Source organism: Streptomyces sp. NBC_01591 (assembly GCF_035918155.1).
In the GTDB taxonomy this organism is placed as follows: Bacteria; Actinomycetota; Actinomycetes; order Streptomycetales; family Streptomycetaceae; genus Streptomyces.
Genome location: NZ_CP109327.1, coordinates 311,835 through 324,844 on the forward strand (window position 1 = coordinate 311,835; position 13,010 = coordinate 324,844).

10 protein-coding genes and 3 pseudogenes are annotated in these 13,010 nt (G+C 67.8%); 9 read left to right on the forward strand and 4 right to left on the reverse strand.

Going from position 1 to position 13,010, the window contains the following annotated elements:
* The first annotated feature begins 359 nt into the window (after window positions 1–359).
* Window positions 360–587: a hypothetical protein gene (locus tag OG978_RS01625; RefSeq protein ID WP_326763457.1), complete on the forward strand. Its 228-nt coding sequence runs from the start codon at window positions 360–362 to the stop codon at window positions 585–587.
* Window positions 588–683: 96 nt separating this feature from the next.
* On the opposite strand, the gene OG978_RS01630 is transcribed toward OG978_RS01625, so the two are convergent.
* Entirely contained in the window at window positions 684–905 is a 222-nt protein-coding gene (locus OG978_RS01630; RefSeq protein WP_326763458.1) for a hypothetical protein, read from the reverse strand.
* Between the two features lie 171 nt (window positions 906–1,076).
* Window positions 1,077–1,721 carry a hydrolase gene (locus OG978_RS01635; RefSeq protein WP_326763459.1) on the reverse strand — a complete coding sequence of 215 codons (645 nt, stop codon included), beginning with the start codon at window positions 1,719–1,721 and terminating at the stop codon, window positions 1,077–1,079.
* Between the two features lie 551 nt (window positions 1,722–2,272).
* On the opposite strand from OG978_RS01635, the pseudogene OG978_RS01640 reads away from it, so the two are divergent.
* The 3 genes and pseudogenes from OG978_RS01640 to OG978_RS01650 form a co-directional block, all read left to right on the forward strand.
* Window positions 2,273–3,253 (forward strand): annotated as a pseudogene (locus OG978_RS01640) (DEAD/DEAH box helicase family protein); the annotation flags it as partial.
* A gap of 487 nt (window positions 3,254–3,740) precedes the next feature.
* Window positions 3,741–4,040, forward strand: a complete 300-nt coding sequence (locus OG978_RS01645) for a helicase associated domain-containing protein (protein ID WP_326763460.1) — start codon at window positions 3,741–3,743, stop codon at window positions 4,038–4,040.
* On the forward strand, window positions 4,006–4,638 hold the full coding sequence (locus OG978_RS01650; protein ID WP_326763461.1) for a helicase associated domain-containing protein: 633 nt from the start codon (window positions 4,006–4,008) through the stop codon (window positions 4,636–4,638). The genes OG978_RS01645 and OG978_RS01650 overlap by 35 nt, the downstream gene beginning before the upstream one ends.
* Before the next feature lie 496 nt (window positions 4,639–5,134).
* On the opposite strand, the pseudogene OG978_RS01655 reads toward OG978_RS01650, so the two are convergent.
* A pseudogene (locus OG978_RS01655) lies at window positions 5,135–5,495 on the reverse strand (SMI1/KNR4 family protein); the annotation flags it as partial.
* 296 nt (window positions 5,496–5,791) lie between these two features.
* On the opposite strand from OG978_RS01655, the gene OG978_RS01660 reads away from it, so the two are divergent.
* The 5 genes and pseudogenes from OG978_RS01660 (at window position 5,792) to OG978_RS01680 (ending at window position 11,366) form a co-directional block, all read left to right on the forward strand.
* Window positions 5,792–6,895, forward strand: a complete 1,104-nt coding sequence (locus tag OG978_RS01660; protein ID WP_326763462.1) for an IS4 family transposase — start codon at window positions 5,792–5,794, stop codon at window positions 6,893–6,895.
* Window positions 6,841–7,248, forward strand: a complete 408-nt coding sequence (locus OG978_RS01665; protein ID WP_326763463.1) for a hypothetical protein — start codon at window positions 6,841–6,843, stop codon at window positions 7,246–7,248. The genes OG978_RS01660 and OG978_RS01665 overlap by 55 nt, the downstream gene beginning before the upstream one ends.
* A gap of 97 nt (window positions 7,249–7,345) precedes the next feature.
* Complete coding sequence (locus tag OG978_RS01670) at window positions 7,346–8,725, forward strand: IS1380 family transposase (protein WP_326763464.1); 1,380 nt, start codon at window positions 7,346–7,348, stop codon at window positions 8,723–8,725.
* A 176-nt stretch (window positions 8,726–8,901) separates the two neighbouring features.
* Window positions 8,902–9,087, forward strand: a pseudogene (locus OG978_RS01675) (MFS transporter); the annotation flags it as partial.
* Window positions 9,088–9,293: 206 nt separating this feature from the next.
* Entirely contained in the window at window positions 9,294–11,366 is a 2,073-nt protein-coding gene (locus OG978_RS01680; RefSeq protein WP_326763465.1) for a discoidin domain-containing protein, read from the forward strand.
* 790 nt (window positions 11,367–12,156) lie between these two features.
* On the opposite strand, the gene OG978_RS01685 is transcribed toward OG978_RS01680, so the two are convergent.
* Entirely contained in the window at window positions 12,157–12,648 is a 492-nt protein-coding gene (locus OG978_RS01685; protein ID WP_326763466.1) for an LGFP repeat-containing protein, read from the reverse strand.
* Window positions 12,649–13,010: the final 362 nt, after the last annotated feature.

Genomic DNA, 13,010 nt, shown 5'->3' on the forward strand with positions numbered 1-13,010 from the left:
GGTCCGGTGGCGGCGGGCGCCAGTGCAATGCGGGGCGACCAGGCTGGGATCGGCGGGCTCGGGCAGTTGCTGCTCGACTTACTCAGTCGGCTCCCGCTGTAGCCCAGCCCGGCGACCGCTCCACGGGGCCGTTCCTTCGGGGACGGCCCCGTTCCTGCATCTCACGACGACGCTGCCGATGCTACGCACGTGGGCTGTGCAGCCGCGCTTCGGACCCAAGCGTGTCATACAGGCTGACCGTATGCCCGCGGCCGCGGAGTCGCGGACCGAGGGCGCCACGGCCCCGATCAAGGAAACTCATACGGATCAGTGCGGGAGACAGTGAGTTCTACCGGTGGTTGCTTCACCACGCTCGGCTGATGGGCTGGGATCTCGACGCGGTCGACGGGATGGATGGTGTCACCGTCCCGCGGCGGCGCCTCTTCCTCGTGTGGGCGTCGATCGCGCTGGCCGACGAGCTCACCCCCGCGCAGACCGGGCGGCTCGCCCGCGGGCTCGGCATCACGCCGGACGAGGTCACCGCCGCGTACACGCCGGAACTTCGGGCCGCCACCATCGACGAACTCAACCAGGCCCTTCGCCTCTGAAAAGCGGCGTCGATGTCGACGCATATCAGGGAGCTGCTCACGCCGGCGGCCGCTGCCCCGCTCGCGTCAAATGGCCCGCCGACAAACCGCTCAGGGTCAGCGAAACCGTGAATCTCTGCGACGGTCCGAGGTGAGGGCGTAGCGGCGGGCGCCGAAGCCATGGTCGTGGCCGATGCCGGTTTCGTCGTACAACGGGGTGAGGGTGTTGGCCACCTGGTGGTCGGAGAGGTAGGCGGGGGCTGCTCCGGGGAGCAGCTCGCCGTTCGCGTGGGCATGGGCCAGCCCCGGGAGCGCGTGTGCGGCTTCGGTGAGGAGCACCGGGCGTGGTGGGGCGGCGGGACGAGCGGGGCCAGGAGGTCTCGGGTGCTGTGCCCCAGCTGTCGAGGAAGTCGGTCAGGGCGCGGCGCTGTTGTTCCTCGCGGGCGATCTGCTGGGTCGGGTTGGGGCTGTGTGTTGTCAGGACGGAGGCAAGGCCAGTGCACCGGTCGTTCAGCCCTGGTCGCGTTCGCTGGCGAACTGCAGCCCGGCTGTGCCGCCGGTCTCGATGAAGAGCTTCATGAACTGCTCGGCGGTGTCTTTGCGAGACCAGTCACGCTGGAGCTCGCACAGGAGCTGGGTCCACGTGATCAATTGTGCGCCTGCCTGTTCCATACGACGCAGGGCGGTTTCGTGTGCCGTGAGCGATGTGCCGCCGACCGCATCCACCACGGGGTACACCTCGTAGCCCTCGTGGAGGGCGTCGTGGGTGGGGAACGTCAGACACGCTTCCGTCCAGAGTGCCGCCATGATCAGTTTCCGGCGGCCGGTGGCCTTGACCGCGTCGACGAACTCCTGGTCCTCCCATGCGTTGATCGACGTGCGATCGTACGTCGGCAGATCGTCGAGGACTTTGCGCAGTTGCGGGATCGCCGGTTTGTTGAGTCCGGTCTCGACGTTGACCGTCGAGTGAACGATCGGCACTCCGTACGTCCGGCCGATCTTCGCCAGCCCGACGACGTTGTTGACCAGCAATTGCCGGTCCATGGAGTCGATCGAGTTCACTTGGACCGGTTGGTAGTCGATGATGACGAGCGCGGCGTTCTTCGGCGTCAACAGGCTGTCGGTTTCCTGGTCGCGGATTGGTTTGCTGGTCATCCTCCGGACTCCTTGGTGCGACGGGCGCAGTTTGTTCGGCGTTCTCCGAACGCTGCCGTGGTCTTGATCGCTGGCGGGGCACCGGGGCGCGGAACACCTCTCGTAGTTTTCGAGGGCTCCGATTTTTTCAGCCTTTCGGAAAGCAGAATTCGCCAGGGCCGTTGAAGATCCCGGGAACGCGGGAAGCGGGCCCCGCTCCTGCTCGCGCTCTGGCAAGAGACTTTCGCGATCGTTGCCCTCGCCACAATTCGACCACCCACCACCCCGCTACACAATGTGGGCATGTCGGTACAGGTACGGAAACGGCACTTCGGCCCAGACCACGGCCACGGCCACGGCCACGGCCACGGCCACGGCCAGCGCATCGAAGACTCGTTGTCACCGCAACCGCCCTTCTGGTGCCGGTGACGTGGACGCCTCGGCTCGCTGCCGCGTCCTCGCAGGAACAGTCGAAGTCGCCGACCACCAGAAGAACCCCGTCGCGCGGATCGGCGGTGGGCCTTCGCGCACAGGTAATTGCCGCTACGGGGTCGGGGAAGACGCTGATCGGTGTGGAGGCCGCGAACAGGATCTCTGCGAAGCGTGTGCTGGTCCTGGTACCGACGCTGGACCTGCTGACGCAGACGTCCCGTGCCTGGCGGCAGGGCGGGCGGCATGGGGCGATGGTCGGGGTGTGCTCGCTGCGGGCCGAGGAGTCCGACGGGATCCCCTGCACCACGAACCCCGACGAACTCACGGAGTGGGTACGGGGCCTGGATGTGGTGACGGTGTTCGCGACGTACGCCTCGGTGGGGATGAGCGTGCTTCAACGGGCACACGAGGCCGGCCTCCCGGTTTGGAGCCTGATGATCGTCTACGAAGCGCACCGGACCAGTGGTGATGCGGGGAAGCCGTGGGCTGCGGTGCACGACCAGGACCGGATCCCGGCGGTGCGGCGGCTCTACATGACGGCGACGGCACGGGTGTGGGAGGCCGAGGGTGGGGTGCCGCGGCTGATCGCGAGCATGGATCCGGACAGCCCCGTGTTCCGTCCTGTGGCGTACAAGCTGAAGCTCTCAGAGGGTATCCGCCGGGGGATTATTGCCCCGTATCAGGTGCTGTGCCTGGACATCCGCGATCCGGAGCTCCACGCCGCACTCCTGGAGGAGGGGCTCGGGTCGGAGGCGGTGCGCGGGGCACGGATGGCGGCGATCCAGGCCGGGTTGATGCGGGCCGCGGCCGAGGAACGGATCCGAAAGGTGTTGTTGTTCCATTCCCGGGTGGGTGAAGCCGAGGCGATGGCAGCCAGTGTGCCGGCGGTCGCCGCAGCCCTGGCCGAGGACGCCCCGGACACCTACCCGCCCGCGAGCCGGGTGTGGGCGGACCGGCTCTACGGCGAGCACTCCCCCACCCACCGCCGCCAGATCCTCGACGAATTCGCCTCCGATTTCGTCGGTGGCACTTCTGATATTTCCGCCGCACTTCGTGTTCCCAGTTCCGTGAAGGTGCTCGGGGAAGGGGTGGATGCGGCGGAGTGCGATGCGGTTCTTTTCGCGGATGCACGTGGGTCGATGGTCGACATCGTGCAATTGGTCGGGCGTGCCCTGCGGACACGACCCGGACGCGGGAAACTCGCAACCTTGATTGCGCCGGTATTCCTCGGGCCGGGTGAGAAGCCGGATGAAATGGTGACGTCGGACGCCTACGAGACCCTCTCGAAGGTCCTCGGGGCGCTGCGGGCGCACGACACGGACACCATCGAGGCGCTGGCCGATCCCCACGTCCGCAGCGGCCGGGAGGACACCGACGACCAGGACCAGGAGCACGACGGCGAGGGCGCCGAGGGTGTCCTGGAGGGCGGAGAGGGGGCGGGGGTGAGTGGAGCGGCGGCCGGGATGCTGCGGTTCAGCGAGGAACGCGACCCCGCGGTCCTGGCCCAGTTCGTACGGCTGCGGGTCATCGACCCGGTAGGCGCCTACTGGCGGCGCGGGATCGGCCGCCGGGTGGTGGCTGCGGGAGACAGGGAACAGTGCGCTGCGGGTGCCGTACACGCTCGTCACGCCGCAGGTCTGGGGCGGGGTCGGTGGGCATCCGCTCGGGCAGCGGATCGCCGAGCAGCGCCGCGCCTACGCGGCCGGGACGCTGACGGCCGGTCGGGGGGCCGAGCTGGAGAAGCTCGGGATGGTGTGGTCGGAGCAGGAGGCGGCCTGGGCGGACGGGGTGGCCGTTGCCCGAGCGTACGCCGCGGTGCACGGCCACTCCCTCCCCTCCGACCACCGCGGTCTGGGACGGGCATCCCATTGGTGTGTGGGCGAAGAACGCCCGCGCGGCGGCCCGTAGGGCGCGGGAGAACGAGGAGCTGCGCGCGGTCGGCCTCACCGTCCCCTCGGCGGCCGGGGCGATGGCCGAGGCACGCCAGGATGAGCTGGACGCGATCGATCCGGGCTGGTGCCCGGCCTGGTACACCGGGTGGCAGCGCTGCTACCGCCTCGTCCAGGACCACATCCAGGCCGGCGGAACACTCCCCACGGACGCAGGCGACGTCCTCGTCCAGGGCGAAGACCTCGGACGCTGGGTGAGCACGCAGCGGTTCGGGTGGGAACAGCTCCTGCCTGTACAGCAGTGGATCCTGGAGAACACCCTCGAGATCACACCAGCCGAGGAGGACGAGCGGCCGGTGAAACGGACGCAGGACACCATGTGGGCCACGAACCTCACGGCGGCACGGCAGTTCCACGCCCGTGAAGGGCACCTGCGGGTACCCCGGAAGCACGTCGAGCAGTTGGAGACCGAGGACGCACTGTCGGACCGTCAGTGCGGCGCCGACGGGGCCGCGGTGGTCAAGCTCGGCACCTGGCTCGACAACGTCCGCAAACGCGCCGCGAAGCTCCCCGAGCAGCGCCGGGCGGATCTGAATGCGCTCGGCATGCGCTGGTAGACGGGGCGAGGAGACGCGGTGGGGCCCACTCCTGACCTGCGTGGCGTGAATAAAGCCAACCCGCAGGAGAACCGGCTCCCGCCCTGGCCAGAGAACTCACCCCTGCTCAGATCCACTGACCAACGACATTCGGAAACGGTGCTTCAATTACGGGACGTAGGTACGCCATTTGAAGCACTCCGCGCTTCCGATATCTGGTTTCACTCCGTGGCCCAGATAATTTGACGGGCACTCGGGAAAATACCCGTCAATTCCCTGCGTGAATGAACCCTTTTGTAATGTCTCGTGACGGTTCGTGATCTTCGTTCAGGCGGTGCGGGCCTGCAGCCGCCCGCCCGTCACCGGCCCGAAAAGCCGTGACGGCCCGCCAGTAGAACTGGCGAGCCGTCAGGAAATGCCGAGGTCAACACTTGTTGGCAATATCGTCTGCAAGAGCTCGGGCCACAATCACACCCCGTTCGGGAAGGACTCCCGCATAGAAGTCGAGGGAGAGCCAGACGAACCGCTGCGGGGCGAAATGCGCAGGGTCGCTGTCGAAGGCCAAGCTCCGAACTCGGCCGACCCCCATGAGGGCCTCTGTCCGCGGAGCAATCGGTGACGTGCTTCCTCGGAAGTCATGGGATCGCCCAGCGCTGCCTCGTTCCCGTCCGCGAGGCGTCCGGGAAGGTCCTCCGGCTTCACACCTTCGACCAGGACGAACCGGTAGGACGTGAGGTTGTCGCAGGGGTCCGGGTCCGCGAGCCACGCCAGGTTGTCCGGGTCGAGGCCGGCCGTCGGGCTCGGTGCCTCACCTGCTGCCCGCCCCTGGGGGTGGACAGCAGCTCGCGGCCCCGTTCCGGGGTCAGCAGGGGTCCGAGTCCTGCCCTAGCCTCGCGCTTTCATGAAGCGGGCTGTCCGACGGGTGGTCTGAAAAGCAGAAAGTGCCTCTGCCCAGCAATGCCGGTGAGTTAGCGCGTCGGTGCAGGTCAGGAACTTGATGGTGCGGGGTTTGGGTGGTCATATCCCCTGGTGACGTTGCGTGATCCGTCACTTCTGGTGATGTGTCGGCGGAGGCCGGGACACGGCAACGGAGTTCCCGGTAGGACAGAAGATCGACCAAGATCCGACTGTCCGCGAGGGAACTCCGTTGGGTACTCAGTGTGCCATCGTCCGCATGCCGTCTGCCATCGCCGAGGGCAGCCAGGCCCCGTTGAACAGGCTGGCGGCGCCCTCGGACCGACGCTTTGGCGAACGTATCCGTCTCGGCGTGTTGACCGAGGAGATCAGCCCTGAACTGGTCGATGAGGTCGTGGAGTTGACCGGCTGCGGCGAGCGTCGCCGCCGGTTGTTGCCGGCCCGGGCGGTGGTCTACTTCGTCCTGGCGTTGTGCCTGTTCAGCAGCTCCGACAGTGCCGGGCCGCCGGGATACCGGTCGGTCCTGCGCACGTTGACGGAGAAGCTGCGGCATCTGCCGGGCCTGTGTGTGCAGCGGCTGCCCACCAGTTCGGCCCTGACACGGGCCCGGCAGCGGCTGGGCGACAAGCCGCTGCAGGCGCTGTTCGAGCGGCGGTGCGGCACGCTGGCCACGACCGTCACTCCGGGCGCGTTCGCCTTCGGGCTGCGGCTGGTCGCCTGGGACGGCACCGCGCTGGACGTCCCCGACACCCCGGCAAACGCCGCCGAGTTCGGCTTCACCGGCAAGGGCGGGGTCAACCAGAGCGGACACCCGCAGGTGCGCCTGATGGCCCTGACCGAATGCGGCACCCACGCCCTGGTCGACGCGGCCTTCGACGCCGTGGCCAGGTTCAGCGAGCACAAGCTCGCCCGCCGGCTGCTGGCCTCCCTGCGACCAGACATGCTACTGCTGGCCGACCGCAACTTCGCCGGATACCAGCTGTGGGGCCTGGCCCGCGCCACCGGCGCCCACCTGGCCTGGCGGATCAAGAAGAACCTGGTCTTCGTGCCGCTGCGGGTACTGTCCGACGGGTCCTACCTGTCCATCATGCGCACGCCCGCGGAGAACATCCGCCACGGTCAGGCCCGCGCGGCCGGACGCACCCTGACCGAGCCGCCCCGGGGACACCTGGTACGGATCATCGAGTACACCGTGACCATCCACCCGCAGGCCGGCCCACCCCGCACCGAGACGTTCCGGCTGGTCACCAGCCTGCTGGACCACCGCCTCGCCCCGGCCCACCAGCTGGCGAGGGCATATCACCAGCGGTGGGAGATCGAAAACGGATTCGCGGAACTGAAGAACCGCCTGCGCCCGAGCTGATCTGCCAGGAGATCTACGCCCTTCTCACCGTCTACCAGGCACTGTGCGCACTGCAGACGCGCGCGGCAGAACACGGCGGGACCGATCCCGACCGGATCTCCTTCACCGTCACCGCACAAATCGCCCGGCTGGCCGTCGCTGCCCAGGCCGCAACAGACGCCACCACACTGGCCGCCGCCCGCCGCGAGGTCACCACAGAGCTCTTGGCCGCCCTCCTCCCGCCCCGCCGCAACCGGCAGTGCCAACGCATCAAGAAGCCGTCCAAGAACACCTTCGAGGTCAGAAAGCGGGACCAGCCCCGCACTCCCAGTAACGTCCGCTACACACTCAAAGTCACCAAGTACCCCACCTGACCTGCACCGACGCGCTAACTCACCGGCATTGCTCTGCCCAGCGAGAATAAGGATTGTTGAGGCCCTTGTTCCCGCCGCCGTCGGAGGCACTTTCCAGGTGAAGCAGAGTAGCGGGTCCTATCCGCCTGTCCGTGTCCAGGGCGGTGGCCGCTCAGTGGTCTCGCAGGCCAGGGCGGTGGTGCTGGTCGAGACGGTTCGCAAGTCCGGTCTGGGCGGTGCGATATCGGCGGCACTGGCGCCGTGGCGTAAGCCGCGGGCGGTGCACGATCCGGGCAAGGTCCTGCTGGATGTCGCGCTCGGAGTCGCTCTGGGCGGGGACTGCCTGGCTGATGTCGCCATGCTGCGGGCCGAGCCGGAAGTGTTCGGCCCGGTGGCATCCGGCCCGACGGTCTCCCGTCTCATCGACGTCCTCGCCGCAGCCGGGCCGAAGGCGCTCACCGCGATCCGCACGGCGCGAGCCGACGTACGGGCGCGGGTCTGGGAGTTGGCCGGGGCGAACGGACCTGCCGCCGACGGCAGCGTGATCGTGGACATCGACGGCGTGCTGGTGCTTGCGCACTCCGAGAAGCAGGACGCCACCGCGACGTGGAAGAAGACCTTCGGTCATCACCCCCTCGTCGCGTTCGTCGACCACGGCCAGGACGGATCCGGTGAGCCGGTGGCCGCGCTACTACGGCCCGGCAACGCGGGCTCCAACACCGCAAGCGATCACATCGAGACCACCCAACTCGCCCTGGCTCAACTGCCCAAAGCCTTGCGGCGAGGGCGGAAGACCCTGATCCGAACCGACTCCGCCGGCGGCACCCACGTATTCCTCGACTGGCTCTCCAAGCCGGGGCGGTGGCTGTCGTATTCCGTCGGAATGACGATCACCGGGGCCATCCACCAAGCCGTCCTGAAGATCCCGAAGAAGGCATGGACGCCGGCCTATGACGCGGGCGGCACCGAACGGCCCGGCGCCTGGGTCGCAGAGATCACCGACATGCCCGACCTGACCACCTGGCCGAAGGGCATGCGGCTGATCGTCCGCAAAGAACGCCCACACCCCGGCGCCCAGTTGCGCTTCACCGACCTCGACGGACTACGGCTGACCTGCTTCGCCACCAACACCAAAGGCGGCCAGCTCGCCGACCTCGAACTACGTCACCGCAGACGGGCCCGCTGCGAAGACCGCATCCGAAACGCCCGCGACACCGGCCTGCGCAACCTTCCCCTCCACGACACCGCCCAGAACCAGATCTGGCTCGAGATCGTCTCCATCGCACTCGACCTCCTGGCCTGGATGCCGATGCTCGCCCTGACCGGGGACACCCGCCGCTGGGAACCCAAACGGCTCCGGCTCCGGCTGTTCTCCACCGCCGCCCAACTCGTGAACACCGGACGCCGCCGCTTCCTCCGCCTGCCTACCCGATGGCCCTGGACCGACGTCCTCACCCAAGCGATCGACCGGCTCCAAGCCCTACCGAACCCCGACTGACCAGCAACTTCAACCGCCCCGACAACCCTCACCATCGCCCCGGAAACGTGGAACCCGGCGCCCACCCGACGCGCGAGCCGGGCGCTCAACCTGCCACACCACCGGAAAACCGTCATGTCGCAAAAGCAGAGCCCCCGTCAGCGAACCGACGAGGACTCATGAACGATCGAGGCTAGGCCGCCGACCGCGCCAAAGACCTCGGCGTCATCAACATCGCCAACTCCGGCCCGCAGGTCCTCGCCCCCGCCCTCGCCTCGCCGATCACCACCCACCTCGGCGGCTACACCGGCCTCTACACCACCGCGGCCCTGGTCATCCTCATCGGCGGTCTCCTCGTCAACCGCATCCGCAGCGTGGCCTGACGAATGGCCGGACGGGCGGGCCTGTCCGTCCGGGCCACTCGACTCTCGACACTCGCTCAACTCTCAACCGACCGCAGTCGAACACGAGTTCACCAAAGCTGAGAATTCCTCATGTTTTTCGACCCGGACCGTTGACTCCGCCGACGGTGGTCGCGATTCTGAAAACCCGTCAGTAACTTGAGTGCACATGTCAATCAAAGTGAGTGATGACCATGGCTCAACCTCCGCGCCGCAGACTCAGATCCCTCACGGTGGTGTCACTGCTCCTCGCCGTGATGTCCCTGGTACTCGGCCCGATGCCCAGCTCCGCGGCGGAGCCCGACCCCGGCTGGTGGACCCCGACCGCGCGGCCCACGCCCGACGCGCAGATCGACGTCACGGGCGAGCCCTTCAAGGGCACCGACGCCCAGGGCCGCGTAAGAGGCTTCGTCGACGCCCACGACCACATCATGGCCAACGAGGGCTTCGGCGGCCGACTGATCTGCGGCAAGCCGTTCTCGGAGCAGGGCGTCGCTGATGCGCTCAAGGACTGCCCCGAGCACTACCCCGACGGCTCGCTCGCCATCTTCGACTTCGTCACCAAGGGCGGCGACGGCAAACACGACCCCAATGGGTGGCCCACCTTCAAGGACTGGCCCGCCCACGACTCGCTGACCCACCAGCAGAACTACTACGCCGAAATCGAGCGGGCATGGCGCGGCGGCCAGCGGGTGCTGGTCAACGACCTGGTCACCAACGGCGTAATCTGCTCGGTCTACTTCTTCAAGGACCGCAGCTGCGACGAGATGACCGCCATCCGTCTTGAGGCGAAGAAGTCCTACGACATGCAGGCCTTCATCGACAAGATGTACGGCGGCCCAGGCAAGGGATGGTTCCGGATCGTCACCAACAGCGCGCAAGCCCGCGAGGTCATCGAGCAGGGCAAGCTGGCTGTCGTCCTGGGGGTCGAGACGTCCGAGCCGTTCGGCTGCAAGCAGATCCTGGACATCGCGCAGTGCAGCAAGGAGGACATCGACCGCGGCCTGGACGAGCTGCACGAACTGGGCGTGAGCAGCATGTTCCTGTGCCACAAGTTCGACAACGCCCTGTGCGGGGTGCGCTACGACTCCGGCGCCCTCGGTACGGCGATCAACGTGGGCCAGTTCCTGTCGACCGGCACCTTCTGGAAGACGGAGACCTGCCGCGGCCCGCAGCACGACAACCCCATCGGCAACGCGGTGGCGGCGGAGGCGGAGAAGCAACTGCCGAGGGGGGTGGCCGTCCCATCGTACGCCTCGGGCGCGCAGTGCAACACCCGCGGGCTGACCAGCCTGGGTGAGTACGCGGTGCGCGGGCTGATGAAGCGCCACATGATGCTGGAGGTCGACCACATGAGCGTCAAGGCCGCGGATCAGGCCTTCGATGTCCTCGAGTCCGAGTCGTACCCGGGCGTCATCTCCTCACACAGCTGGATGGACCTGGGGTGGACCGAGCGGCTCTACAAGCTCGGCGGGTTCGCCACCCAGTACATGAGCGGCTCCGCGGCGTTCAGCTCGGAGGCCAGACGCACGGACGCGCTGCGCGAGAAGTACCAGGTCGGCTACGGCTACGGCACCGACATGAACGGCGTCGGCGGCTGGCCGGGCCCGCGGGGCGGGGACACCCCCAACCCGGTGAAGTACCCCTTCCGCAGCACGGACGGCGGCTCGGTGATCGACAAGCAGACCACCGGCGAGCGCACGTGGGACTTCAACACCGATGGCGCGGCGCACTACGGCATGGTCCCGGACTGGATCGAGGACATCCGGATCGTCGGCGGCCAGGAGGTCGTGGACGACCTCTTCACGGGTGCCGAGTCCTACCTGCGCACCTGGGGGAACGCCGAGAAGCACAAGTCCGGGGTGAATCTGGCCTCGGGTGCGGCCGCCTCGGCGTCCACGTCGGAGTGGTGGAACCCGTTCGTCAGCTTCGCTCCCGGCAAGGCCGTGGACGGAGACAAGGGCACCCGCTGGGCCAGCGAGTGGAAGAACGACCAGTGGCTGCAGATCGACCTCAGATCCGCGAAGCCGGTCAAGCGTGTCACCCTCGGCTGGGAGGCGGCATACGCGAAGTCGTACCGCATCGAGCTGTCGCAGGACGGCAAGAACTGGCAGGCGGCATGGTCCACGGCCGCTGGTGACGGCGGCCTGGACACAGCGTGGTTCGCCCGAACTCCGGCGCGCTACATACGAATCCACGGCCTGGAGCGCGGCACCAAGTGGGGCTACTCACTCCAAGAGGTCGGCGTCTACAGCGACTGACGGCACCGGCGGCGGTGTCCCGGGCCGAGACCGGCCGGATCAACTCTCCCGATCCGGCCGGCCTGACGTCCCGGCACGCCACGAAGAGCGCAGGCGCCCTGCCGGTGCCAGCGCCTGGGCGAGTGCGGGAAGGATGCGGAAGCGTCAATATAGCTGGGCCCGTTGCGGGAGTAGATGGCCTCGTACAGCTTTGCTGCCTGCAAGTACACGGCTGCGTCGGCGCAAGTGAAGCGCAGCCGTGGCAGAGCCTCGGTGTACTTGCCCCCGCTCTGGCTGGCCCTGCGGGCGGTCTGCGAGGCGGTGGACTGGTTCTTCGGCCTGACGTACACCTCTGCCGGGCCGGGTCACGCCCCCGACCCGACTCGTACGACTGCCGTTGACACGACGGAACGCAGAACTGGGAGGGCGGGCCCCAAAAGACCTTGACCGCCGCATCCGGTCAGCGCGGCTCCGGAAGCAGGCAGTGATCGGCAGTACGCCACTAGCCAGGCAGGACGCTAACCGGCCCAACCGCACCAGCCGAAGAGGACGGGCAGTCGATTCCCTCGAACGAGCGAGGTCTGGCGACCAGGAAGCTGCGGTCCTGGGCCGCGAGCTGACCGTTCCCGGTCGCGCGTCTGTGCTCGGGAGATCCGTCGCTGTACAGCACCGTCGCTGAGCAGATGCGCCTGCTGGACATCGAGGCCGACCACGACGAGGTTCGCGGGCGTCTCTCGCAACACGATCTACAAGGCCCCGGTGTCCTAGCTCAGACACCAGCCGCAAAGTAGGCCTGTCCGACGTCAGAGCATCACACGCACTTGTTGTCGCTCCAGGTCTTGGCGGCGTTGCCCGGCAGGGCCTGCCAGTGGACGACGGCACACTGGAAGTTCTGCCGGGTCTCGTTACCGACGGCGTACTCGTAGGACGTCGGGTAGCCCATCCACCCTGCCTCACATCCCTGATCGCACCAGTAGTCGCCGATGGCTCCCCACACAGGCCACGCGCCGCTGCGAGGGGACCAGTAGATGGTCCCGTTCTTGAACTGCGTTCGGCGGCCGATCCCGTCGGGGTTGACCAGCTCCTCCGTGAGTGGACAGCCAAGCGATCCTTTGGGGCCGTCCATCGCGATGTACCGCTTCTCGATGTCGCCCACCACCTTGAAACCGCAGTAGTCGTCGTTGGCCTGCGCGGCCGGCGAGGCCGACACGACGAGCGTGCTGGCCAGCACGGCGAGCAGGCCCATGGTCGAAGCTGCCTTCCCTGGCTTCCTGGTCCGGTCGGTCACCTGGATACGCGTCATGCGTCCCCCTTGTCGTGAGCTGAACAGGTGTCGCATCTCGCGAAGATGGCACTCGATCAGAGCAACGACGCGCGCAGGGCAAGGAAACGGGCTCGTCCAGCTACCCGGGACCTACTTTGCGGCCGCGATCCTCGCCACCACCACCCCACGACGCCCCCTGCCACCCCCATCCAGGGCGCCACCACCTGGGAATCTGCCGCACGAAATGGCTCAGCCCGCGGGACCACCCGCGGCCCATGGAAGGTGTGGCGTACGGCGCTGCGCCTACCGAGCGTCTGGTGCGGGCGTCGGTGGTTGAGGAGCTGCGCGGCAATCGACGGCCGTCGGGCTGGGTGCTGGCGCAGATCGGCAGCGGGCCCGGC

Bases quoted from the DNA above. Each gene is read 5' to 3' on its own strand.
- OG978_RS01625 (WP_326763457.1), top strand. From the start codon at position 360: ATGGGCTGGGATCTCGACGCGGTCGACGGGATGGATGGTGTCACCGTC.
- OG978_RS01635 (WP_326763459.1), bottom strand. From the start codon at position 1,721: ATGACCAGCAAACCAATCCGCGACCAGGAAACCGACAGCCTGTTGACG.
- OG978_RS01660 (WP_326763462.1), top strand. From the start codon at position 5,792: ATGCCGTCTGCCATCGCCGAGGGCAGCCAGGCCCCGTTGAACAGGCTG.
- OG978_RS01680 (WP_326763465.1), top strand. From the start codon at position 9,294: ATGACCATGGCTCAACCTCCGCGCCGCAGACTCAGATCCCTCACGGTG.
- OG978_RS01685 (WP_326763466.1), bottom strand. From the start codon at position 12,648: ATGACGCGTATCCAGGTGACCGACCGGACCAGGAAGCCAGGGAAGGCA.